Annotated in this window: 20 protein-coding genes and 1 tRNA gene; 6 read left to right on the forward strand and 15 right to left on the reverse strand. The window is 54.8% G+C overall.

From position 1 onward, the window contains the following. The first annotated feature begins 42 nt into the window (after positions 1–42). Positions 43–216 carry a hypothetical protein gene (locus ACG98I_RS06760; protein ID WP_394719426.1) on the forward strand — a complete coding sequence of 58 codons (174 nt, stop codon included), beginning with the start codon at positions 43–45 and terminating at the stop codon, positions 214–216. Positions 217–449: 233 nt separating this feature from the next. On the opposite strand, the gene ACG98I_RS06765 is transcribed toward ACG98I_RS06760, so the two are convergent. From ACG98I_RS06765 to ACG98I_RS06790, 6 genes are all read right to left on the reverse strand, one after another. Further along, positions 450–523 (reverse strand) — tRNA-Arg (locus ACG98I_RS06765). 110 nt (positions 524–633) lie between these two features. Then, the gene (locus ACG98I_RS06770; protein WP_394719471.1) at positions 634–2,151 is read right to left on the reverse strand and encodes an alpha/beta hydrolase; all 1,518 of its coding nucleotides are present in this window, start codon (positions 2,149–2,151) and stop codon (positions 634–636) included. Between the two features lie 235 nt (positions 2,152–2,386). Continuing rightward, on the reverse strand, positions 2,387–3,016 hold the full coding sequence (locus tag ACG98I_RS06775) for a lactate utilization protein C (protein WP_394719425.1): 630 nt from the start codon (positions 3,014–3,016) through the stop codon (positions 2,387–2,389). A gap of 4 nt (positions 3,017–3,020) precedes the next feature. Next, positions 3,021–4,553, reverse strand: coding sequence for a lactate utilization protein B (locus tag ACG98I_RS06780; protein WP_394719423.1), 1,533 nt, complete (start codon positions 4,551–4,553; stop codon positions 3,021–3,023). Then, positions 4,553–5,338: a (Fe-S)-binding protein gene (locus ACG98I_RS06785; RefSeq protein ID WP_394719422.1), complete on the reverse strand. Its 786-nt coding sequence runs from the start codon at positions 5,336–5,338 to the stop codon at positions 4,553–4,555. The genes ACG98I_RS06780 and ACG98I_RS06785 overlap by 1 nt, the downstream gene beginning before the upstream one ends. A gap of 142 nt (positions 5,339–5,480) precedes the next feature. Then, on the reverse strand, positions 5,481–7,148 hold the full coding sequence (locus ACG98I_RS06790) for an L-lactate permease (protein WP_394719420.1): 1,668 nt from the start codon (positions 7,146–7,148) through the stop codon (positions 5,481–5,483). Positions 7,149–7,482: 334 nt separating this feature from the next. On the opposite strand from ACG98I_RS06790, the gene argS reads away from it, so the two are divergent. From argS to thrB, 4 genes are all read left to right on the forward strand, one after another. Further along, positions 7,483–9,135: an arginine--tRNA ligase gene (gene argS, locus ACG98I_RS06795; RefSeq protein WP_394719418.1), complete on the forward strand. Its 1,653-nt coding sequence runs from the start codon at positions 7,483–7,485 to the stop codon at positions 9,133–9,135. A gap of 4 nt (positions 9,136–9,139) precedes the next feature. Then, positions 9,140–10,477, forward strand: a complete 1,338-nt coding sequence (gene lysA, locus ACG98I_RS06800) for a diaminopimelate decarboxylase (protein WP_394719416.1) — start codon at positions 9,140–9,142, stop codon at positions 10,475–10,477. A 330-nt stretch (positions 10,478–10,807) separates the two neighbouring features. Further along, positions 10,808–12,142, forward strand: coding sequence for a homoserine dehydrogenase (locus ACG98I_RS06805; RefSeq protein ID WP_394719414.1), 1,335 nt, complete (start codon positions 10,808–10,810; stop codon positions 12,140–12,142). 30 nt (positions 12,143–12,172) lie between these two features. Then, positions 12,173–13,102, forward strand: a complete 930-nt coding sequence (gene thrB / locus ACG98I_RS06810) for a homoserine kinase (protein WP_394719412.1) — start codon at positions 12,173–12,175, stop codon at positions 13,100–13,102. Between the two features lie 71 nt (positions 13,103–13,173). On the opposite strand, the gene ACG98I_RS06815 is transcribed toward thrB, so the two are convergent. Both ACG98I_RS06815 and modA read right to left on the reverse strand, forming a co-directional pair. Next, positions 13,174–15,102 (reverse strand): ATP-binding cassette domain-containing protein, encoded by a 1,929-nt coding sequence (locus tag ACG98I_RS06815; RefSeq protein WP_394719411.1) that lies wholly within the window; start codon positions 15,100–15,102, stop codon positions 13,174–13,176. A 25-nt stretch (positions 15,103–15,127) separates the two neighbouring features. Continuing rightward, positions 15,128–15,904, reverse strand: a complete 777-nt coding sequence (modA, locus tag ACG98I_RS06820) for a molybdate ABC transporter substrate-binding protein (RefSeq protein ID WP_394719409.1) — start codon at positions 15,902–15,904, stop codon at positions 15,128–15,130. A 255-nt stretch (positions 15,905–16,159) separates the two neighbouring features. On the opposite strand from modA, the gene ACG98I_RS06825 reads away from it, so the two are divergent. After that, positions 16,160–19,036, forward strand: coding sequence for an FAD-binding and (Fe-S)-binding domain-containing protein (locus tag ACG98I_RS06825; RefSeq protein ID WP_394719407.1), 2,877 nt, complete (start codon positions 16,160–16,162; stop codon positions 19,034–19,036). 4 nt (positions 19,037–19,040) lie between these two features. Here ACG98I_RS06825 and ACG98I_RS06830 read toward each other — a convergent pair whose 3' ends face one another. The 7 genes from ACG98I_RS06830 to ACG98I_RS06860 form a co-directional block, all read right to left on the reverse strand. Then, positions 19,041–19,799 carry a helix-turn-helix transcriptional regulator gene (locus ACG98I_RS06830; RefSeq protein ID WP_394719405.1) on the reverse strand — a complete coding sequence of 253 codons (759 nt, stop codon included), beginning with the start codon at positions 19,797–19,799 and terminating at the stop codon, positions 19,041–19,043. A gap of 156 nt (positions 19,800–19,955) precedes the next feature. Beyond that, complete coding sequence (locus ACG98I_RS06835; RefSeq protein ID WP_394719403.1) at positions 19,956–20,216, reverse strand: DUF2249 domain-containing protein; 261 nt, start codon at positions 20,214–20,216, stop codon at positions 19,956–19,958. 94 nt (positions 20,217–20,310) lie between these two features. After that, positions 20,311–20,928: a molybdenum cofactor guanylyltransferase gene (locus ACG98I_RS06840; RefSeq protein WP_394719401.1), complete on the reverse strand. Its 618-nt coding sequence runs from the start codon at positions 20,926–20,928 to the stop codon at positions 20,311–20,313. Positions 20,929–20,978: 50 nt separating this feature from the next. Then, entirely contained in the window at positions 20,979–21,455 is a 477-nt protein-coding gene (gene moaC, locus ACG98I_RS06845) for a cyclic pyranopterin monophosphate synthase MoaC (protein WP_394719399.1), read from the reverse strand. Between the two features lie 103 nt (positions 21,456–21,558). Then, positions 21,559–22,878: a molybdopterin molybdotransferase MoeA gene (locus ACG98I_RS06850; protein ID WP_394719398.1), complete on the reverse strand. Its 1,320-nt coding sequence runs from the start codon at positions 22,876–22,878 to the stop codon at positions 21,559–21,561. 11 nt (positions 22,879–22,889) lie between these two features. After that, a complete protein-coding gene (moaA, locus tag ACG98I_RS06855) occupies positions 22,890–24,083 on the reverse strand; it encodes a GTP 3',8-cyclase MoaA (RefSeq protein WP_394719396.1) in 1,194 nt (397 codons plus the stop codon). A gap of 70 nt (positions 24,084–24,153) precedes the next feature. Further along, positions 24,154–24,993 (reverse strand): helix-turn-helix transcriptional regulator, encoded by an 840-nt coding sequence (locus ACG98I_RS06860; protein ID WP_394719394.1) that lies wholly within the window; start codon positions 24,991–24,993, stop codon positions 24,154–24,156. Between the last annotated feature and the right edge of the window lie 112 nt (positions 24,994–25,105).

Consider the following 25,105-nt stretch of genomic DNA (forward strand, 5'->3'; position numbering starts at 1 on the left):
TGTGAAGTTCAATAGCGCTCAGGTGAGTCGGAGGATGAGGAAATGTCTGAAATTACACGTCATGAGTCTGATGCACGCGAAGCTGAAGCTCGTGATGCTCAGGACGGTTTGATGAGCGAGTTCCTAGCATGGATCCCAGCAGCAGCTGGTGTCACTGTTCTTCTCGCAGCCCTGCTCTACGGTATGTGGATGCTCGATCCCTCCTACCCAGGCTAAATTTTCAGCGGCATTTTAGTCGCTGCTTCTATCCCAGTGCGCTTATTGTCGTACTGGGATTTTTTGATCCCGAACGCGAAGCTCTAATTGAGCTCGTCGTTGCACCTGGAAGTCCATGACCTTCCACGATGCAAGTGGTGAAACAAGGGTAATTGCCTGAAAATTCACTTTAAGGTGAAAGTTCAAACCCCCGCCGAACAGCAATAATGCTGGTGGGCGGGGGTGGGAATTTGTGTCCCCGACAGGGATCGAACCTGCGACCTTCGGTACCGGAAACCGATGCTCTAATCCGCTGAGCTACGGAGACAAAAACATCGTTGCCTGATGTTTCAAGCAACGATGTAATTCTAGCCCATGTGGTGGGGTGCAATGAAACCGACCCAGGGTTTCAGCGCGCCCAACGCGGGAGGTGTGGGTTTAGGAGTGCAGGCCAGGTGCGCTGGTAGCAGAAGTGGTACCGGTGCGCAGGTAGTCAACCACAATGTCATCGACTACCTCATTGCCTGCGGCGACATGCCCGTGGCCAGGACCATTTACGGTGACTACGTGGGCACCCATCTGGCGGGCCATTTCACCGTGGTAACGGTAAGGGGTCTGTGGGTCACCGGTGGCGTTGATCTGCAATGGTTGAACCTCAAGTGCTGAACCATTCAGCGTCGGGTTCTTGGTTACCGGACCGCGTCCATTGCAGGCTGCGCCGGAGGCGAAGAGCGCTGGGGGAGCAGCGAAAATATCGCCGGTCACATAGTTGGACCATACGTAAGTCGGGATAGCTGCGTAGTCGGCAGGAACGGTGTTCTCATTGCAGATGATCAGGTTTTGGAAGGACTGGCCTTGAGCCATCTGAGACTGATATTGCTCGATTTCTTCTGCGCTTAGCTCACTTTCACCCTGGTCTAGGCGTTCAGCGCCGGTGATGTGCTTTGCCAATGCATCCCATTCCTGAGGCAGGGGAACCAAGCCGCGGGTGAGAGACAAGGTGACGGAGTATGCCTGGTTAGCGCCCGGATTCACGGCGCTATCACGCAAGTTTTCTGCCTGCACACGCAGTGGACCGGTAGCGGTCATCACATCGGCGCCGGCCTGACCAGCGAATTCCAATCCAGGTGGAAGGTCGCCGATTTTTGCTCCTGGTGGAAGCGCAGTCGGACGTGCACCGGCTTCGCGTGCAACCACGCGGGACCAACGCTCATACACCTGAAGTGGGGTGCTGCCCGCGCGGTAGGTGGCATTATTATCCGCCATGAAGGTGAAGAAATCATCGAGCGCGTTATTGTAGCCAGCCTCCTGGGACGCCAAGATGCCATTCCATGCAGCCGAAGGCTTCATCGCGGAGTCCAAGACCACGCGGTCGGTGTGCTGCGGGTACAAGGTGGCGTAAGTAGAACCGAGGAAAGTGCCATAGGACAAGCCCATGATGGAAATCTTTTCCTCACCGAGTGCCTGGCGGACCATTTCCCAGTCGCGCGCAGTGTTTTCGGTGGTCAAAGAGTTGGTGTAGCCAGGGGTGGCCTGCTCACAAGAGTTGCGGATATACGCGCCCATGTTGAGCATTGCGTCCATGGTGTCACCACCTGGTGCGGTGCAATCTACTGGGGTGGAGCCGACCATGCCGCGAGGTTGAACGCCCACGAAGTCCCATTCCTGACGGATTTCTTCCGGCCACTCCACGGAATCGCTGGCGGCGTAGGAATATGCGTCACCGCCGGGACCACCGGGGTTGCCAAAGAGTACGCCGCGCTTTGCTGCCTGGTCGGTGGCGGGCACACGAACAAAGCCCACGCTGATCGAACCGAGGGAAGGATCCGAATAGTAGGTTGGCACGTCAATCCGGCCACATTCAGCGCCGGGTTGGTTGACCTGTGGGGGACAGTCTTCCCACGCAATTTCTGGGGAAGATTGTTGTGCATTCGCTGCGACTGGCGGCGCAAGCATTGCGGTGAGCGCTGCGACGGCAGCGACCACTAGACGTTGGGCTTTCACGCAATGTCTCCTCAACATAGACTGTGGTTTTGCTTAAATTAAAATATGTTTCCTTAAGAAACCCTAGCAGTTCCCATGCGCCTATGGAGGGCGGATAACCCCAAATGGGAATAATTCTCAAATAACACAAATAGGCACTGCCAGAACGCATCTAGCAGTGCCTTTGTCAACCCCGATGGGTTTAGAGTTATTTCACAATGACCACGATAAGGTCGCGGGGACCGTGCACGCCCTCGACGCGGGAAAGCTCGATATCGGAGGTTGCCGAAGGGCCAGAGACTAGCGTTGCCGGACGGTCAGGATTAATTCGCGCGACCATCTCTGGTACGCCGTACACGATGTCCTCCCGGCGAACGATACACACATGGCGATCGGGGACCAGGGTTAATGAACGGCGGCCATTAGTCTCACCCGATTCCAACACGATCGTGCCAGTTTGGGCACAAGAGACCGTTGATTCGGTGATTACCGCATCCACTAAGTCCAGCTCGCGCGGGTCCACAGAAACATCATCGGCAGCTGCATCACCGTCGAAGCCTGCGAAGAGGGAAGCATCCATGCCCGGCGCATAACGGATAACGCGGCAGTTGCGCTGGTTTAGGATGTCCACCACGGTGGTAGCAAGATCGGCTTCATCGCAGACGAAGACATCAGCCTTGTAGTCCTCGAGGCGGTCGATCAGCATCTCACGCAACTGCTCAGCATCAGTGGTGCCGTGGCGCTGGTATTCACGCGGCGCGGTCACAGACGTTGGCAGGCCAGCAGATTTTTGCGCGGTCCGGATACGTGACAGAATTTCAGATTTTGCAGAAGCCATCGCCTTAGTTCTCCTTGCCGCTTAAACCATTGGAGGGAATGCCCTCAGAGCGGGCTTGCTCCAACAAGTCTTGCGCGCTCTCAGACTCAAACCACTGACGGAAAGATTTCTTCGGCGGTACCGCAGTGTTTCGACCATCGGACCAGCCGCTCATGAATAGCGGCAGGGATTCGATGACACCATTGAATCCGCCCAAGACACGCCCGGCGAAGACCATACGCGTGATTTGATTCCACAAGAAGGGGTTCTTCCACGCCATTTCCACTACCTTGAAGAGCTTGGATTCCACCGGTGGGGTTGCATGGGTGACCTTTTGGTAGCGGTTTTCCAAAATGACATCAGATAGTGGGATTTTCACCGGGCAGACTTCATCGCAGCGTCCGCACAAGGAACAGGCATAAGGCAAGCTTGCCGATGGATCCTTATGATCCTTAATCCCCGTCAACTGTGGGGTCAGCGCAATACCAATGGGGCCTGGGTACACAGAACCATATGCATGGCCGCCAGCGCGTTCATATACCGGGCAGACATTGAGACATGCCGAGCAGCGAATGCATTTGAGTGCCTGCGAACCAATCTCGCTGGCCATCGCGGCGGTGCGTCCGTTATCAAGCAGCACAATGTGGAAATTTTGTGGACCATCACCTTCGGTCACACCTGACCACAGCGAGGTATAGGGGTTCATGCGCTCTGCGGTGGAAGAACGTGGCAGCAGTTGCAGGAATACCTCAAGGTCTTCAAATTTGGGCAAGAGCTTTTCGATACCCATGAGCGTAATCAGAGTCTCGGGCATGGTCAGGCACATGCGGCCATTGCCTTCAGATTCGACGACGCAGACGTTGCCATTTTCGGCGATACCGAAGTTGGCACCGGAGATAGCAACCTTGGCTTTCATGAATTTCTCGCGCAAGAATAGGCGTGCGGCTTCGGCAAGCTCTGGGGGATTAGCTGGCAGTGAATCATCGGTGTCGGGCATTTTGTCGACGAAGATGTCGCGGATTTCTGCGCGGTTGCGGTGAATAGCCGGGACCAGAATATGCGATGGCTTGTCGTCACCGAGCTGGACGATGAGCTCAGCGAGGTCGGTTTCTTGAGCGTGGATACCTTCTTCTTCGAGGTGCTCATTGAGACCAGTTTCTTGAGTCGCCATGGATTTCACCTTGACTACTTCGGTCTCACCGGTTTCACGGATCAGCTCAGTGATGATCTCATTGGCTTCACGTGCATCACGTGCCCAGTGCACGATACCGCCGCGCTCGGTTACGGCCTTTTCAAATTGTTCGAGTAATTCGGGCATGTGGGCAGCGACATCTTCCTTGATGGCGGAACCGGCATCACGCAGTGCCTGCCAGTCATCAATTTCTTGGATGACATTGGCGCGCTTATTGCGAATGGTCGTGGTGGCATGCAGCAGGTTGCGGCGCTGCGTGGCGTTATTGAGTCCATCATGCGCTGCGGGAACGAAGCTGCGGTCCCCACGCAGATTGCCATAGTCTTTCGGTGCGCGCGGTGGAGTGGTGTCTAGAAAGGTAGCCATTAGAGCATCTTCTCCCTGGAGTAGATAGCGGAGGTTGGAGTCCATGGGTGCTGTTTGGTGGACGCCAAGATTTCTGACATGTGGATTGCTCGCACGCCGGTTTGCTGGCGTGATAGAGAACCGCCAATATTCATCAGGCAGGAGGAGTCACCACCGGTGACATATTCTGCGCCAGTGTCTTTAATATGACGGACTTTATCGGAGACCATCGCCTGGGAGACCTCGGCGTTTTTCAGCGCGAAGGTACCGCCAAAGCCGCAGCACTCTTCGGCGTTGTTGAGCTCCACTAAGTCCAAGCCTTCGACTTCTTGAAGCAAACGGTAGGGGCGGTCTTCAAGCTTGAGGAAGCGCAGGCCGTGGCAGGATGAGTGATAGGTGACCTTGTGCGGGAAGAATGCTCCCACGTTGGTGACTTCTGCGATATCGATCAGGAACTCTGGCAGGTCATAGGTCTTAGCAGCGGATTTATTTGATCCATCGACGTCGGCTGCATTACCGAAACGGTCAGCCAAGCGGCGGTGCTGTTCGCGGACTGCGCCGACACAAGAACCTGATGCCGCCACCACGTAGTCAATAGATGGATCCGCGAAGGCGTCGTTATAGGTGCGGATCATGCCCAAGGCTTGCTTTTGATAGCCAGTATTGATGTGCATTTGTCCGCAGCAGGTCTGTTGTTCGGGAAAGACCACCTCATGGCCCAGTCGGGCCAAAATGATAGCGGTGGCTTTGTGAGCATCTGGAAACAGAGAGTCACCAATGCATGTGGAAAATAGTGCGATGCGCAAAACTTCTTCTCCTTGTCAATCTCCGCCTGCATGGACATGGGGGGGTGGGGGAAATATGCGGGACATGCATGCGGAGTGCGTGAAGTGAAATCTAGTTCTTAGTCTAGATGAGATTGAGGGGGGCGTCTTGGCGGTTTTAGCTTTAGACAACAGGCGCCATGAAGCTTAAGACGTTGGTCTGTAAGAACACCAAGACGCACAACAAGAGCAGGAAGAACAAAGAGTATCCAACAACTGCCTTGAAAATCTTGGATTCCTCGCCTTCCATCTGCACGGCGGTCGCGGCAATCGCCAATGACTGCGGTGAAATCATCTTGCCGGTGACACCACCAGTGGTATTCGCCGCCAACAAAAGGTCGGGGTTAATACCAATGTTATTGGCCGCAGTGACTTGCAACTTACTAAATAGTGCATTTGCCGAGGTATCGGAGCCAGTAACGGCCGTGCCAATCCAGCCTAAGACCGGTGCGAGGAATGCAAAGATACCACCGAGACCAGCAAGGTATTCGCCCATAGCGACGGTCTGACCGGAGTAATTCATGACATAAGCCAGTGCCAGCACTAAAACGATGGTTAGTGCTGCCCAACGCATGCGGTATGCAGTAGAGGTAAATGCATCCCACACCTGCTTGGCCTTGAGTGGGTAGGTGCCATTGTCATTAAAGATGCCGTAGACGATTGCCACGATGATGCCGGAAATGAGCAGCAGGGAGCCTGGGTTGCTCAAAACCGCAATGGAATAGGCGGTGTTGACTTCTGCACCCTGGGCATCGGCAAGCGTGCCATTAAGCAGCGGCCAATCGAACCTAATAGTTGCTTGTGCCAGCAGATTTGGCAACCAGGTACCTAAGTTGGCGAGGCCGAAAATGACGGTGACCACGGCATAAGGCATCAAGGCCATCCAAATGCGGCGACCCGGCAGGTCAATGTTGGTTTCCTGGGGGCCGACGCCCATGCGCTCACGAAGTGCTGGAACACCCTTGGGATTCCACACGCGCAAGAAAGCGAAGGCGGCGCCGAGGGACACGATGCACGCCACGACATCGGTGAGCTGGTATGCGAAGAAATTGGATGCTGCCCACTGGGCAACGGAGAAGGACAGGCCGATTACGAAGGCTGCTGGCGCTGCTTCTTTCACGCCGCGCATGCCGTCGAGAATGAACAAGATGATGAAAGGAACGATGAATGCCAAAAATGGCGCCTGGTGACCAACGATGGCAGCGATATTTTCGGTCTGCTCCAGGGTACGGCCGCCGACCTCACCCGCGGTGGTAATAGGAATTGCGACTGCACCGAAAGCTACAGGTGCGGTATTAGCAATCAAAACGACCGTGGCTGCGCGCAGCGGTGGAACACCGAGCGCCAAAATCATGGTGGCGGTAATGGCAACTGGAGCGCCAAAACCTGCTAGCGCCTCCAACAGTCCACCGAAGCAAAACGCAATCAAGATGGCCTGGATGCGGATATCGCCTTCACCCAAGATGTCGAAGGTACGGCGAAGATCTTCAAAACGGCCAGAAGCGACGGTGATTTCATAGAACCAAATGGCCATGACAATCACGAAGACAATAGGCAGCAATCCAAACAGTGCACCGCGGCCGGCCGAGGAAAGCGCAAGATCGATTGGCATGCCCATGCCGATGAGCGCAACGATGATGGATACCACCAACGCGACAGCGCCGGAGGTGTGAGCGCGGGCCTTGACACCCAGCAGCATGACGAAAAATGTCAGCAGGGGAATGGTGGAGATTAGTGCGGTGAGCCCGAGGCTTCCACCGATGGCGGCTGTATCAACAGTGAATCTTTCCATGAGGAAATCCCTTTAACTTCAGGAAGCGCGGTTCGCAGTCAAGCTGTGAATGCTTCAATGTGGGGTTGACTGAGATCATATTTCCAAAGAATGTGAGTTGAGATCATAAACTTCCCAATAAATGTGGATAAGTTAACAAAAAATAGTGTTTGACGTACGATTATGTGCTATTTATTTAATGTTTTTTATTAACTAATTTCCTGCTGTGTATTAATTTTTGGCCATATTAGGTATCGCTATCTGAGGGCTAATGTTATGACAAAAATGTTCATGGCGCGCGTTGGGTGGAACTCGTCTGAGTCGGGGACAGGGTAGTGCGTTAAACTACTGTGCTATGACTCCAGCTGATTTAGCCCTTTTAATTAAAGACACCGTTGTGACGGTCTTTGAGCGCCATGATTTAGATGCATCAATCCTGCCTGAGACCGTGACGGTGGAGCGTCCGCGCAACCCAGAACACGGTGATTATGCCACCAATATTGCTCTGCAGGTGGCGAAGAAGGCTGGCGTGAATCCCCGCGAATTGGCTACCTGGTTGGCTGATGCTTTGGGCGAATCCGATGAAATCGATGTCGCTGAGATTGCCGGACCGGGCTTTTTGAATATCCGTCTTGCTGCTGCAGCGCAGGGCGAAATTGTTGCCAAGATTGCTGCCGCGGGTGAGAGCTACGGCCATGGTGATGCCATGGGCGGGGTTAAGGTCAACCTTGAGTTCGTCTCAGCGAACCCAACCGGGCCAATCCACTTGGGTGGTACCCGTTGGGCTGCTGTGGGCGACTCTTTGGGTCGCGTTTTTGAAGCAAGTGGCGCAGAAGTAACCCGCGAGTACTACTTCAATGACCATGGTCGCCAGATTGACCGCTTTGCAAATTCTTTGGTTGCTGCAGCCAAGGGTGAGCCAACTCCGGAAGATGGCTATGGCGGCGAATACATCCAGCAGATTGCTGCTGATGTCCTGGCACAAACACCTGATGCGTTGAAAGGCAGCGAGGATGAAATCCGCGAGACTTTCCGCGCCCAGGGTGTAGAGATGATGTTCGCGCAGATTAAGCAGGACCTGCATGAGTTTGGCGTGGACTTTGACGTGTACTTCCACGAGAACTCACTCTTTGATTCTGGTGCAGTAGACAAGGCCTTGGAGACGCTGAAATCTTCTGGTCAGATGTATGAAAATGAGGGCGCCTGGTGGCTCAAGTCCACCGATTACGGTGATTCCAAAGACCGCGTGGTCATCAAGTCTGATGGTGATGCGGCGTATATCGCTGGCGATATTGCATATGTGGCGGATAAGTTCGACCGCGGTCATGACCTGAACATCTACATGTTGGGTGCAGACCACCACGGTTATGTCCCTCGTCTGAAGGCTGCGGCAGCGGCATTGGGATATAACGCTGATGCCGTTGAGGTCCTCATTGGCCAGTTGGTGAATCTTCTGCGCAATGGTGAAGCTGTGAAGATGTCCAAGCGTGCTGGCACAGTTATCACTATGGATGACCTCGTGGCAGCAATCGGCGTGGATGCAGCCCGCTACTCGCTGGTTCGTTCTTCTGTTGACCAGTCCATTGATATTGACCTGGGCCTGTGGGCTGCTCAGTCTTCGGATAACCCGGTCTATTACGTGCAGTATGGTCACGCGCGCTTGTGCTCTATCCAGCGCAAGGCAGAAGAAGTTGGCGCTTCTGCAGAAGGTGCTGACCTGTCGCTATTGACTCATGAGCGTGAGGGAGACCTCATCCGTACACTCGGTGAATTCCCTGCAGTCGTGGCTGAAGCCGCTGAGCTGCGTGAGCCACACCGCGTGGCTCGTTATGCAGAAGACATGGCAGCTGTCTTCCACCGTTTCTATGACCAGTGCCAGGTTCTTCCTAAGGCTGGCGAAGAGCCAGCTCCAATCCACTCGGCACGCCTTGCCCTTGCTCAAGCAACCCGTCAGGTCCTCGCTAATGCGCTGCGCTTGGTGGGCGTATCCGCCCCGGAGAAGATGTAAATTTATGGCTGATTTCAATGAACTCCCAGCTCAAGTCTGGCCACGCAACGCGCAGCGTCAAGAAGATGGTGAAGTAACCATCGCCGGTGTGCCGCTGTCTGAAATTGCTGAAGAATACGGCACTCCAGTCATGGTCTTTGATGAGGATGACTTCCGTTCCCGCTGCCGGGATATGGCTGAGGCTTTTGGTGCTCCGGAGCGTGTGCATTATGCCTCCAAGGCATTTTTGTCTAAGCAGATCGCCAAGTGGGTCAACGAAGAAGGACTAGCGCTGGACGTAGCTTCTTTGGGTGAGCTGCAAATCGCGCTCGCTGCGGATTTTCCTGCGGATCGAATCACCGTGCACGGCAATAATAAGTCCGCGAAATTCTTGCAGGCCTGCGTAGAAGCACAAGTCGGTCACATGGTCATCGACTCCGCACAGGAACTGGAGTTGCTGGAGTTCATTGCAGCTAAGGCTGGACGCATCCAGCCCGTTCTGATTCGTGTGACTCCGGGCGTGGATGCCCACACTCATGAGTTCATTGCAACTTCACACGAGGACCAGAAATTCGGTATCTCCCTGGCGACCGGTGAAGCATTTGAGGCGGCGCAGGCTTGTCTGCGCGCAGAGAACCTGACTCTGGTTGGTCTGCACTGCCACGTGGGTTCGCAAGTCTTCGACGCAGAAGGCTTCAAGCTAGCTGCGGAGCGCATCATGGGGCTGTACCGCCAGATTCACAACGAGCTGGGCTACTCCCTGAAAGAGATTGACCTGGGCGGTGGCTATGGCATTCCATATACCGCTCATGAGTCCGCACTGGACATCAAAGCAGTATCTCAAGACTTGCTTAACGCTGTTTCCAATACTGCAGATGAGCTTGGTATTGAACCACCAACTGTTTTGGTAGAACCAGGTCGTGCGCTGGTGGGCGCATCAGCTGCCACCGTGTACGAGGTTGGCACCATCAAGGATGTCACCACCGGTGACCCGGCAGTTCCTCAACGCCGCTACGTTGCCGTGGATGGTGGCATGAGCGATAACATTCGTCCAGCGCTCTATGGCGCTGAATATGATGCGCGCGTTATCAACCGCTACACCGATGGTGAAGCCATTCCGGCACGAATTGTGGGTTCGCACTGTGAATCCGGCGATATCCTCATTGAGAATATCGACATCCCGCAGGACGTTGTCGCAGGTGACCTCCTCGCTACTGCCGCGACTGGTGCATATAGCTACTCCATGAGTTCCCGCTATAACGCTGCAGTTCGCCCAGCTGTGGTGGCGGTGCGAGCCGGGTTGACTAAGCCAATGCTGCGCCGCGAAACCCTTGCAGACCTCCTTTCACTCGAAGTGGACTAGTACCAAGCGGTAAGCGGAAAGTGACATCCAACCCCCACTACTTAAAGTTCGGCTTTAAAAGCATGAACCGCCAAGTGGTGGGGGTTTTATTCAACTTTGGCAAGATTTCTGACGCATAAGCCTGGCTAATGTGGCTTTAGGAAAACTTATATTCTCTTTATCTGTCGCTCAACCAGTTGCATAGTCACTGGTATCGCCATTGCGGGCCCTACAAGGGGGTTAGTCCATGGCGAAAGAGATAGGCCTTCCGGCAGAAATAGACAGCTTGTTCTGTATGATGTGGAGGGTATGAAATTCACACCACGCAACACGTAAAGTAGGGGAACACGCATGTCTTCGAATGTCCAAGAACTCATCCGTACCGGCAAGGGAAGCGGTCAGCCAGTAGGAATTGCGCTTTTGGGCTTTGGCACCGTTGGCGCAGAGGTTTTCCGTCTGCTGACTGAGTACCCAGACGATTACAATCAGCGTATCGGTGGACCAGTAGAGGTGCGCGGCATTGCTGTATCCGACCTGGCTAAGAAGCGCCCAGGTGTTCCAGAAGAGCTCATTACTGATGATGCCCGTGCACTCATTGAGCGCGAAGACGTCGACCTAGTCGTTGAGGTCATCGGCGGCATCGACTACCCACGTCAGCTTGTTCTCACCGCGCTGAATGCTGGTAAGTCTGTTGTGACCGCTAATAAGGCTTTGGTTGCAGCGCACGCTGATGAGCTTGCATCGGCAGCAAATGCTGCTGGCGTTGACCTTTACTTCGAAGCAGCTGTTGCCGCAGCTATCCCAGTAGTCGGTATGCTGCGCCGTTCTTTGGCTGGTGACCACGTTCAGCGCATTTCCGGCATCGTCAACGGCACTACCAACTTCATCTTGGACGCAATGGAATCAACTGGTGCGTCCTATGATGACGCTCTTGCTGAGGCGACTCGCTTGGGCTACGCAGAAGCCGACCCAACTGCTGACGTTGAGGGCCACGACGCCGCATCGAAGGCAGCGATCATGGCATCTCTCGGTTTCTACACCCGCGTCAACTTTGAAGATGTCTACTGTGAGGGCATCTCCGATGTCACTGCTGAAGATATCGCTGCAGCCAACCAAGCTGGCTACACCATCAAGCTATTGGCTATCTGTGAGCGTCTGACCCGCGAGGACGGCACTGAAGCTGTTAATGCGCGCGTTCACCCAACCTTGGTACCTAAGGAGCACCCATTGGCTACAGTCTCTGAGTCCTACAACGCCATCTTCGTTGAAGCAGAGGCAGCGGGCTCCTTGATGTTCTATGGCAATGGTGCTGGCGGTAACCCAACCGCTTCGGCAGTAGTCGGCGATATCGTGGGTGCGAGCCGAAACATTGTCCACGGTGGCCGTGCACCTGAGGACAACACTTACGCCAACCTGCCAATCGCTGATGCGGGCGAAGCTTTGACCTGCTACCACATTGATATGCAGGTGGACGAGCGCACCGGTGTTCTGGCTGCTATCTCTTCTGAGTTCGCTGCTAATGGTGTATCCCTGCGTACCGTTCGCCAGGAAGGCTCTGAGGATGACGCACGCCTGATCGTGGTGACCCATACCGCGCGTGAGGCAGTTCTGCGCAGCATCGTTGATTCCTTGAGCAACCTTGATGTGGTCAAGGAAGTGAAGTCTGTCCTACGTCTTGATAGCTAGTGAACACTTCACAGTTAAGATAGTCCTATTATGAGTACTGAATTAGAAGTTGGTGCCAAGGCTGTAGTCTCCGTCCCCGGTTCCACCGCGAACTTGGGCCCAGGCTATGACACCTTGGGCATGGCAGTGTCCATCTATGACACCGTCGAAGTTGAAATCATTCCATCTGGCTTGGAGGTGGAAATCTTCGGTGAGGGTGAGCAGGACCTTCCGCGTGATGGTTCCCATCTGGTGGTGAAGGCAATCCGCTCGGGTCTGAAGGCAGCTGATGTTGAGGTGCCGGGTCTACGGATTGTTTCCACCAATAACATCCCGCAATCGCGTGGTTTGGGCTCTTCCGCGTCTGCCGCGGTCGCGGGTGTCGTTGCTGCTAATGCGTTGGCAGGTTTTCCTTTGGATGATGCGCAAGTAGTGCAGCTTTCTTCCGCATTTGAGGGCCACCCTGATAATGCTGCGGCATCTGTACTGGGCCAGGCGGTTGTTTCCTGGACTAATATCCCGGTCGACGGCCGTTCCCAGCCTGAATACAACGCGGCACAGATTAAAGTGCACAAGGATATTCGGGCCACCGCCTTGGTACCTGATTTCCATGCCTCCACCCAGGCTGTGCGCCGCGTTTTGCCATCGCACGTGACGCACGGTGATGCCGCATTCAATGTCTCCCGCACTGCGGTTCAGGTAGCAGCGCTACAAAGCTACCCGGAGCTGCTGTGGGAAGGCACGCGCGATCGCCTGCATCAGCCTTATCGTTCAGATGTGTTGCCAGTAACCGCTGAGTGGGTTAACCGTCTGCGTAACCGCGGTTATGCGGCATACCTTTCTGGCGCTGGCCCGACCGTCATGGTGTTGCACACCGAACCAATCGACACCGAGATTCTCGAGGACGCACGTTCCCAGGAACTTCGTGTTATTGAACTCGAAGTTGCAGGACCTGTCACGGTTGAGGTCACCCAGGCTTAATCGCTATAACATCAAAGCTCCATTCCATACAGCGACAATTTGCTATGGAATGGAGCTTTTGCCGTATCAACCTAGTGCTTGTACACGCGCACCTTAGAAGTTTCGATCGTGCAATCGACTTCCTTAATTGAGTCGATGACTGCGTTAAATGCGTGTGAGGCATCTACTGGGACAGTGATGAGTTCATCACCAATTCGCACGCTCACGCGCAGCTGCGATAAGGAGTCAGCAGTCACTGAGTGCACCGTGCCGTGCAGCGTGGTGGTACCGGGACTTACACCTAAGGGCTCTACATGCAGCTTCACATCATAAGGGGAGAAGACCACCGTTGCGGAGTCTCCGGGAGCGCTCGGCTGGACTTCAAGGACACCGTGGATATCCTGATTATGCGAGTTGATGACGGCGGTGCCCTGCTCATTGACGGCTTGGATGGTTCCGGTCAATCGGTTGAGGCCTGCAATATCAGCAACGAATGCTGTCGGTGGGACGCTCAAGATTTCTTGTGTGGGCCCAAACGCGACGACGCGGCCTGCTTCCATCACCGCAATATTGTGCGACAGACCAGCCACATCGAGCGCATTATGCGTGACCAGCAAGGTGGTGCGGTCAGTAGCAGTGGCGTGCAGGAAGCGGCGCCAGCGTGCAGCGGAAGACACATCAATCGCAGCGAGCGGCTCATCCAAAATCAACGCCTGGGGACGTGCAGCAAGCGCGCGCACGAGTGCGACCTGGGCGGCCTGTCCACCGGAGAGCGTTGCTACTTGAATATCACTCAACGCAGAAAGCCCAGCTGCGTTCAGAAGCTCTGCTGTGCGCGTGGAATTCTTGGTCACCATCGTGATGGCTTGATTGACGCTGGTATTTTTCGGCAGCCCTGGATTCTGCGTAAGCAAAACAACGACCACGTTCTCGTGCAGTGTAAAGCTATGAGATGTCAGACGCCCAGCAATCAAGCTCATCAACGTGGATTTTCCGGAGCCGTTCATGCCAATGACCGCACTGGTCTGACCAGATGGAAAGCGTGTGGTGTTCCCATTGGACGTGACTGTGATGTCAGGGCTAGCAGCGCCCGGCTGGGTGAGTGCACGCAGCTTTTCTACATCCATTGCCTCAAGCACGTGTGCCTTTTGCGGTTTCTGACGCGAGAAGAACATCGGCAGCCCAGCAACAATGAGGCTGAGCACCGCAATACCAATCAAGATGGCAGAGAGCGCATAGGCATTCTCCGCACTGACCTCACGCTCCAGATAAATCCCCAAAGGCAAAGTGCGCGTGACCCCGGGCATGGAGCCAGCGAAAGTAATGGTGGTTCCGAACTCACCCAATGAACGTGCGAAAGCGAGACCCAAACCAGTCACAATGGCTGGAGCAATGGTGGGCAACGTGATGCGCCCTAAGATCATCCATTGCCCAATGCCAACGCCGCGGGCGGAGGCGGTGATTTCAGAATCGATTTGCCGTAGAGCGGAATCAACCGCCACCACCACGAAGGGGAGCGTTACGAATACGTGTGCGGCAACCACTCCGGGAAAAGCGAAAGCCAATTGCCAACCAAAGAAATCCAGCACGGGTGCCAGCAAACCCCGGCGTCCCACGAAAGCAGTGAGTGCTAGACCGGAGACCACCGGTGGCATGGCCAGCGGCAAGTACACTAGTAGGCGTACCGCGGAAGCACCCCGCCGCAGCTGTGATAGCCACAGAGCCAGCCCAATACCTAAGGCAGTGGCGATGATCGTTGAGAAAGCTGCTGCTGACAACGTGGTCTTGAGGAACTCTGCGGTCTCTGGAGCCGTGGCAATTTCGGTGAAATCTCCCCACGGAACCCGCAGCGCCAATGCAATGACCGGCAGGGCGATATATGCAACCGCAATGATTCCGATGGCTACAAAAAGCACCGGCACCTTGTGCGTGACCGATTGCAGCTTAGAGGATGAGACCGAGGAAGAATCAGCGGCCGAATCCGATGTTGAACCAGCGGGGCGGAAGCGGGAGGAAGTCATTGTTCACCGAAGGGAGCTAGAAAAATTAGTCTTCTGGAGTAAAACCGTAGTCGGTCCAGATGGCATCAAAGTCATCAGCCAGAAGGTCTAGCAGTTGCTGAGCAGATTCAGGGTTGGAGGACTCAGACACTACAGCGCCATAGATGCTATTGGTGAACTCTTCAGCGCCTTTGATGTCAATGACCTCAACAGAATCACCAGCAGCGGCGGCATCGGTGGCATAGACCCAGCCGGCGTCTGCCTCACCTGAGGTGACCTTGCCCAAGACATCTGCCACCTGGTGCTCCAGGGAATCGGCGGTGACATCGAGTCCTTTGGCGCCGATGATGGATTCAGAAACCCTGCCGCAAGGAACCTGTGGATCACATAGCACGAAAGTGGTGTCTTCCGTGATGTCTTCTACGGACTTCAAGCCGGCGGGGTTGCCTGCTGGAACCACCATGACCATGACATTGGAGGCCAACCGCACAGGATCTTCAACCACATCAGCGTCTTGAGCATCCGTCATGTTCTTTTCATCGGCAGTAATCAGAACATCGCCCGGCGCGCCATCGACAAGCTGCTGCACCAGGGTAGAGGAACCAGCGTTATTGATGAGCAAGGACGCAGAGGGATCAAGTTCTGCTGCTTGAGATTCCAGTTCTTCATTGAAGACTCGGGTGGATGATGCCGCCAGCAGGTTCAGCTCCACGCCCGCAGCGGAGGCTTCAGTGGAGCCTGTGGTTTCGACGGAATCTGAGCAGGCCGTCATTGTGGCGGCAATTGCCGCGATAGCCAAACCTGTGAGAATGCGAGTCTTCATGCCAACTCCAAATTAAACGGGAATTTTGGTGTTTAGATACCCTTTCAGGCTAACACGCCGCAATTTTATTAAGTGTGGGTTTATCAGGCATAAAGGGGGTAAAAGTGGTTGAAACTTAGGTTGACCTTGATTGCCGGGAATTCGGTGGTGAGTAAACTCACTTTTATCTAACTAAGCTCTGACTGCGCATCTTGGAGGGCTTGGTTGTACAGCGGTGATTTCCGTCGGGCTAGACAAGAAGAAGGACCTTTCCTCATGACTACTGCGTCCCCCTCTGCATCACACTCTCGTTCTGGACATCCTGTGCATCATCCTGGTGCACAGGATTCGGTGGAAGCCCAGGTGGTGGAAAGCTTGCGTGATGTCATTGAGGAGGTTGATGTCCGCACCCGCTTGATTGACCGGGTGGCTTATGCAAGCGATGCATCGCACTATTACAACGTGCCCAAGGCAGTGATTCTGGCGTCCGATGCCACGGAAGTTGCCCATGCCTTCGCAGTGGCTCAGGAACATGATTTGTCGGTGACGCTGCGCTCCGGTGGTACGTCATTATCCGGGCAGGCTTCGGGCGATGGCCTCTTGGTGGACGTGCGCCGTGGCTTTAGAAATATGAGCGTTCAGGACAATGGACGCATTATTCGTGTGCAACCTGGAATGACCGTGGCGCAGGTCAATGCCCGGTTGTCGTTGTATAACCGCAAACTGGGCCCTGATCCGGCGAGTGAATCCGCAGCCACTATCGGCGGGGTGGTTAATAATAATTCCTCTGGCATGGCTTGCGGTACCGAGTTCAACACCTACCAGACCCTGCGTGGGCTGACGCTGGTCCTGCCTTCAGGCACGATCATCGACACCAGTGCCGAGGATGCTGATGAACAGTTGCATGCGCTGGAACCGGAGTTAGCTCAGAAGCTGCTGGAATTGCAGCGCCGGGTGAAAGATAACCCGAAGTCGGTGGAGATTATTCAACGGCACTTTTCCATCAAAAACACCATGGGTTATGGCTTGAATTCCTTCGTTGATTTTGAAGGTCCGGCGAAGATTCTAGAACACCTGGTGGTGGGCTCCGAGGGCACGTTGGCGTTCGTAGCCGAAGCCGTTTTTGAAACCATCCCGGTGGCCAAGCTTGCCACGACCACAGTTGCGGTATTTTCTGACCTACACAGCGCGACTTCAGCGCTGCCAGAGTTGGTGAGCACTGGGGCTGCGACCTTGGAGCTAATGGACGCTGCTTCCATCAGAGTCGGGCAAACATTTGATGATGCACCGCAGTCGATTATGGGTTTTGAGGTGGATAACCAAGCAGCGATGCTCGTTGAATACCATGCCCAAAGCGCGGAGGAACTCGCCGAGCGCGAAGCAGTCGGGCAGAAGTTGCTGCGGAACCTAGAGCTTTTTCAACCATCGGAGTTTTCTACCCAGGCAGCTGACCGGAATAGCGCCTGGCAATTCCGCAAAGGACTCTATGCCAAGGTGGCCAAAGCACGGCCATCTGGCACCACAGCACTCTTGGAAGATGTGGCAGTACCCGTTGAGCGCCTTGCCAATACGTGCGCAGGCTTGCAAGAACTCTTTGATGCCAATGGTTATGCGGAAGCTGTTATCTTTGGCCACGCTAAAGACGGTAATATCCACTTCCTTCTCACTGACCGCTTTGAGGGCGAGGAAAACCTGGCCCGATACAACAGCTTCACCGATGGCATGGTGGATCTGATCCTGGGTGCAGAAGGAAACCTCAAGGCTGAGCACGGCACGGGACGCGCGATGGCGCCATTTGTACGTCGCCAATATGGTGATGAACTCTATGACGTCATGCAGGAGCTGAAGAAGGCCATTGACCCACGCGGGATTCTTAACCCGGGCGTCATTTTGGATGAAGACCCAACGGCGCACATCAGCAACGTCAAACTCAACCCCACGGTGGAAGAAGAGATTGATACCTGCGTCGAATGCGGCTATTGCGAGCCCGTGTGCCCGTCGAAGGATCTCACGCTGACCCCACGCCAACGCATTGTGGTGCGTCGTGCACGCGCCACAGCACAGCAGCACGGCGATGAGGCAGTGGTTGCGGAGCTGGATAAAGACTACGAATACATGGGCAAACAAACCTGCGCCGTGGATTCCATGTGTGTGCGGGCCTGCCCCGTGGGCATCGATACCGGCAAGTTTATTAAGCGTTTGCGCACTGAAGATTCCAGGCCGCTTGAGCAAAAAGTGTGGAAGGGCGCTGCGCATGGCTGGTCCGCAGTCAACCTGGGTGCATCCATTGCCCTCAGTGGTGCGCACCGCCTGCCCACAGGCCTGGTCAAAGCCGTCACCGATGTCGGTCGCAAACTCGTCGGCGAAGAAACGATGCCGCAATACCAGCCGGAGCTTCCCGGTGGCGGTCATCGGCGCTCAAAGCTTCAAGGCATTGTCGGCGATACCTCAGCACACGTTGAGGCCGTGTATGTTCCAGCGTGCGTCAACGCGATGTTCGGCGAGCAAAAGGGCGGCATCGGTGTCACCGAAGCCTTCATTCGCCTTGCCGAGCGCGCCGGGGTGGCATTGACAGTGCCGGAGAGCATTGATTCATTGTGCTGTGGCACGCCGTGGACGTCCAAGGGCATGGCTCAAGGCCATGAAGTGATGCAGGACAGGGTTCGCACGGCGCTTGCCGATGCCACCAGCAATGGAGAGCTCCCCGTCATCGTGGATGCATCCAGTTGTACCGAGGGATTTATCGCGATGTTAAAAGAGTCGGGCATCACGGTGGTTGATTCCATTACCTTTGCGGCCGAGCACCTATTGGATAAATTGACCATCACCACGGAGCAAGATTCGGTGACTATTCACCCCACCTGTTCGGCACAACATTTGGGACTTATGCCAGCAATTGAAACCCTTACACGAGCAATCGCCACAGATGTCGATATTCCGCATAGCTGGGGATGCTGCGGATACGCCGGAGATCGCGGCATGTTGCACCCAGAACTGACGGCTAGTGCGACCGCGCGCGAGGCATCAGAGGTGAAAGGCATTGACGGGCAGCACCACGTGTCCTCCAATCGCACCTGCGAATTGGGGATGACGCGCGCAACTGGAAAGCCCTACCGGCATGTATTAGAGATTGTGGAACTAGCTACGCGTTAGTTGACTAGGCGCTAGCGGGTGTGTCTGAGTGGCACTGGCCTGATGCGCAGGGCCTTGCCACAATATCGCACGAAGACGGGGCGTTACGCGGATAGAGGGTCAGACGAATCTTGCCTTCCAGCTGAGCATCGAGAGTCTCATGGAGATAGGCCTCATGCACCGCACAAATAAATGGCGAAGGCTGCTCGCCTGCATTGACTAGCGGGCAGGCGTTGAGTTGGATGACGCTTGCTGCGGTGGATTCATCAACTGGGTGTGGGGCGCGCTCCTGATAAGGATCCAGCCCCATTTCTCGAAAGAGGGTGAGCAGGGAAGCAATGGCATTGTCCGTGCTCTGCGTATCTCCCACGACTGAAGGCACTTTTTGTGCCCAAGAACGTCCAATCTTGCGGGCACGCTCATAGTCCTCAGCGGTCATTTCACCTTCAGGTTCCAAGCCTTCGACCAAGGTACGAATGAGTGAGAGGTACTCTTGCGAAACCCCGACGATATCGGGCATGCGCACTTGGAAGACCAACGTGGGGCGGCCACGGCCACCGGTTTGAGTCGAGGAGACTCGAACCAATCCGAGCTCTTCCATCTCTTCCAAATGTCCCCGCACAGTATTGATGTGTACGCCTAAGTCAGTGGAGATCTCAGCCGCACCAGTTCCATGTGGATAGGCGCTCAGAGCCTCAAGGACGTCACGCTGCTTAGCAGAGAGGCGAAGCGAGCCTGGGAATAGACGCGTTGTTGATGGAGGTGCTGAAAATACTGCGTCCATAGCGGAAGGGCCTCTCTCTAAACCTCTTAGAATTAATCTCTAGCAGTGATTATCTTAACATGATGTTTGCTATGCGAACCCATGCAATTAGTGCAGATGAGCAACCAGAAACCGTCCGAGTTCTGGAATGCGCAACAAAGCGTCAGGCGCTGAGTACTAAGAGATGCGGGTGAATTTAATGTGATAGTCCTGCGGATCTTCTTTCAGATATTCCAGCTCAAATTTCTCCTCGCGTGCCTCCACCTCTTTCAACAATGGAATGGGGTTATGAGGTGCAACCAAGAGGAGGGATTCACCTACCTGGCGGGTGTCCAAAGCGCCATGGATCGCACCGTGGCGGATGGCGTGTGGAATGAGATTCGCCAGCAGAGTAGGGGTGTCCTGGGCACGGTTGGCGTCAGTCAGTGGAAGTTCCATGATGAATCCTTTTTCTCAAATGAAATGGTGGTTCCATCATAGAACGAACATTAAAAACTGGTCTAATCGTGTTTATTGAACCCTAGTCCTAGCCTTAATCTAGTTGCGCGCGTGTAAACTCCGCCGGCGCTGATGATTGGTACTGCTCGGCTTCTTGCCGGGTGTCATAGTCCTTTTCTTGGCCAGTACCTGGGACCTCCACGATATTTTCCGCGTGCGCGAGTAAACGCCGAACGGATTGATTCCGCGGGCTTCCAAGGGCAGCGAATGCCTTCGCGAGTGTATCAGTTCGCCAAAGGGCGCATAGATTCTGGAGGCTTCCGTCATGACTGCGGATTAGCGCCACAGATGCGCCAGGCTCAGTCTCCATCGTTTGATAGAGCCGCGGAAGAATCTGCGGCGAATCTGGGGCGTCCACAGGAAGGATTGCTAGATACTCGATATTGGAATATCGACGGATGAGGTACTCATATCCCGCGTGAATTCCGGCCACTGGACCGCCAAATGGTGGTTCCTCGGACGTCGTGGGGACTCCCAGCTCACGTGGGCTGACCACAATAAAGTCAGTGTCTGTCGGCAATTGCGCGATGAGGCGATCTACTAGACGTATGCCATGGACTTTCACGCTCGCTTTATCGACTCCACCCATGCGGGTGCCCTGACCGCCAGCGACGATGATCGTGGCGAGCTTTTCTCTTGCCGCATCCGACATGGCGTCTCATCTTTCTGTTCGTGTACTTGCCGACTGAGCTTGATATTTACCTAACGTGGGAACTCGCGTGACCAATCACCGGAGCGGCCGCCGGATTTGGCGGTGATTGCGCATCCGCGAATATACGCGCTGCGGTCGACTCCTTTGACCATGTCAATAACAGCCAATGCTGCGACATTGACCGCCGTGAGTGCTTCCATTTCCACGCCGGTGCGGTCTGCAGTGCGCACCGTTGCTTCGATGAATACGTGGTCTTCTTTGATTTCTACATCCACCTTCGCACCATGAACACCAATGGTGTGCGCTAGCGGCAACAATTCAGGGACCTTCTTTGCTGCGGCGATACCCGCGATACGTGCGACAGCAAGCACATCTCCTTTGGGCACCGTGCCATCTTTTAGTGCTTGCAGAATCTCAGGGGAACAGGCCACCTCACCTTGGGCGGTTGCAGCACGCACCGTGGGGGTCTTCTCCGTAACGTCCACCATGTACGCATCACCGACATTATCTAGGTGCGTGAACTTCATTGTTTTAAACCAACTTTCTCTTTTGACTGGCTCTGGTGTGTTTATAGGTCTGCTGTGCATTAAGCACACGGCTTTGGAGGTTGATCGAGATTCTTAAAGGGAATTACCACGTAGTCGAAGGGATGAGGTGTAATTCAACAGTATCGCCTTCGCTTATTGGTTTTTCGCTACTTCGTAGATGCAGTAGCCCATTGACTCCGACTAAAGCGCCAATCATGTGTGAGCCCACCTTCTGGCCGTTAAAGGGAGTCACCTGGGCGGGCTGCGTCGTGAAATCAATAATCGCCGGAACCAACACATCGCGGTCGCGTGCAACCGGTAAATGACCGACAACTTTCGCCTGCACGTGTGCCTGAGCAGATGGGTTTGTGCGGCCGCTGAACCGGGTTAATAGCGGTCGGACATAAAGGTAGAAAGAGACAAACGCTGCGACGGGATTACCTGGGAGAGAAACCACTGGCACGCTCTTGCCGGCAGGCCTCTTCCATACTGCATGTCCTTGATGGGAACCAGGTTTGTGATTGACCTTGCCAAACCATGAGTAGTCCGCGTGGTTGACTAGAACCTCCCGCACCACATCAAATGCGCCCACTGCAATACCTCCGGTGGTGATGATGACATCGTGTTCACCCGCCAAGTCATTAAAAAGCGCGCGTAAATCCGCAGGGGTATCAGCACTACGAGCCAGGGTGACCGCAACGGGGCCGCAGGTACGAATGAGTGCGGCGACCATCGGACTATTGGAATCTGGGATCTGTCCGGGGCTTAAAGGCTGACCAGTTGGCTGTAGTTCACTTCCCGTGGAAATGACAGCTACCCGTGGCTTGGCAAAGACCTCAACTTGTTGAATACCTGCTGAGATCAGCGTCGACAGCAGCCCAATATCAATAACTTGGCCGGCTTGCGCAAAGTGACCGCCGGCTGTGAGACTTTCACCTTGGAACCGGATGTGCAGACGGTTAACATCGAAGTTGCGGACCTCGACCTCACGTGGCAGTGGTTGCGGCCCCGGCGCGATATTAGTGTACTCCACAGGAACGATCACAAGGCCGTCTACCGAATCTGACACCGGGGCACCAGTCATGATTCGAATTGCGCTGCCACGCGCGGGGGTAAGGGGAGTATCTCCGGCAGCAACGTCCCCAGTCACCGACAACGTAGCGCTACCTGAGGAATCTAAATCAGCGCGATGGGCGAGGAAGCCATCGACAGCAGAATTATTGAATGGTGGGATCGCGTTGACCGCCCTCTGGCCGGCTGCGAGCACACGGTTGACGGCATCAATGTCGACTGGGATGGTCTCCACCGCAGGTGAAAGCGCTGAAGCCACAATGGCATGTTGATGCTGTTCAATCGTGCGCTGCTCTGAGCCAAGATGCTTAGATTGTGTGGCTTTAGGCGCAGAGGAATCCTCGTGACTCATAAGGATCGACTTTAGCCGCCGATGGCGGACATTGGTCGGTCAGGCTGCAGGAACCCTTCATCATCCATTCCGTGCCCGGGTTTCTTGCGCCACATCTCACCAGCCCACGCTGCCATTAATTCATCGTCGCTGGCACCGGCACGCATGAGATCGCGTAGGGATGTCTCAGAATTACCGAAAAGACAATTGCGGACAGCGCCATCTGTGGTCAGCCGGGTTCTGTCACAATCGCCGCAAAATGGTCTGGTGACAGATGCAATAACGCCAATGCTTCCGGTGAATGTAGCTGTGCTTTCACCGGGTTGGTCTTCGGATAAAACGGCGTTCCACAGCTGTGCTGGTGCAGAACCGCGGGGCTCTTCAGCCGGCGTCAGATCCAGCTCTGATGAAAGACGCTCGAGGATTTGCTCAGCGGTGACCATGTCAGAGCGCTTCCACTGCTCACGCGGGCCTAGTGGCATTTGCTCAATAAAACGTAGCTGTGCGCCCTTGAGTAATGCGAACTTTGCAAGCGGAACGATGTCATCTTCATTGATGCCCGGCATGACGACGGCGTTAATCTTTACAGGATTAAGTCCAGCATCGATGGCGGCATCGATTGATTTAAGGACACCGTCAAAGCGATCACGGCGGGTGAGTTGCGCATAGCGCTTATGATCAATGGTGTCGAGGGATATATTGACCCGGTCAAGACCTGCTTCTTTGAGCTTGTGGACGCGACGGTCCAGACCCAAGCCATTGGTAGTCATTGCGATTGATGGCGGCAGACCTTCATCGGTACGTAATTTCTTCGTCTCCGCAATGATGTGCTCAAGAGACTTCCTCAATAGGGGCTCACCGCCGGTAAAGCGAATCTGGCGGATTCCTAACTTGGTAATAGCCAAGGCAATGAGTCGGATGGTTTCCTCATCGGACAAAGTCTGCTCTGTTGCCATCCATTCCAGGCCATCTGCTGGCATGCAATAGGTGCAGCGCAGATTGCAGCGATCTGTGAGGGAAACGCGCAAGTCGCGTGCAACACGGCCGTATTTATCCTTCAGGCGCCGAGTGCCATCTTCAGCTGCCGGCGGCAAATCGTCCGGCAGATAAGGCGCAGCGTGTGTCGATTCAGGGGTTAGTCCCAGTTGGGGAAGGCCGAGAGGCACAGAATTGTTCTCAGCCGCTTGCCCTGCGTGGGTCTGTGGGGAAGGAATCTGAGTAGTCATGTCCTTTCCATTCTAGGCGTTTAACTGTGAAAACCCCAGAGGGCACTACGTACTCGCAGGTGCATTCTTCCTATGATGCTGGATCAGAACCGGGTTGTGATTTTTCTGGCTCAGAGTCTGCATTGTCATCTGCGTTCGCGGGGTCTGGCTGACTATCTGTTGCTGCAGGGCGGGTCTTGAGATTGATAGAGCATACGCCCGGGCGGGACAGTGGCTGCAGTTCTAGACGCAGGTGTGGGTCAACATCGGCGTCGGTGATGTGACCGAGAAAGCCTTCATGGACCGCACAGACAAAGGGGTGTGGGCGGTTGCCATAAACGGTCAGCGGGCAGGCATGCAATTCGAGTTCCGTGCCACCTTCGGATTCGAGCTCGCCAGCTGGTGCTGATGGGTCGAAACCTAGATCACGCAGCTTCGCAAAGAGGGCTTCCAACGCGTCTTTGTCGGTGCCCACCCCAACGGGAGCTGCTCCAGCCGGATCCTTCTTCTCCATGGTCTGAGCCCAATTCCGGCCCACGTCAAGCGCGCGGGAATAGGCTTCATCAGTCAGATGCTCTTGCTCAACGAGCATGCTGGTGAGCACGCCGATGAGGGAGACGTATTCTTCCGCAATGGTTTCAGTCTTGGGTGCGCGGACATGGAACATGAAAGAAGGACGTCCGCGACCTTTAATGGGTGCGGGCATGACTTGGACTGCGTCTTTGGCAATAAGTTCATCCAGGTGGCTGCGTACAGTATTGACATGAGAGTCCAGCATCTCTGCGATTTCAGAGATTTTGGCGCCCTGCGGAAACTCGTGCAGTGCGTCTAAGACTTTGCGCTGTTTAGGGGATAAGCCCAGGGACTCTGGAAAAAGATCAGAGCTTGAGCGGGGGACCTGCGAGGAAGGCTTCGCATTACCGCTATTCATCTGAACCAGCGTCCTTTCTTGAGAAGAGTGATAATGAGTAAAGAGTGTGGAGTTGTAATGCTCATATCGCAGAACCAATGTTGATAACTAAAAAGATATGTCTGCAGAGTGA

This window comes from Corynebacterium sp. L4757 (assembly GCF_043673995.1).
Lineage (GTDB): Bacteria > Actinomycetota > Actinomycetes > Mycobacteriales > Mycobacteriaceae > Corynebacterium.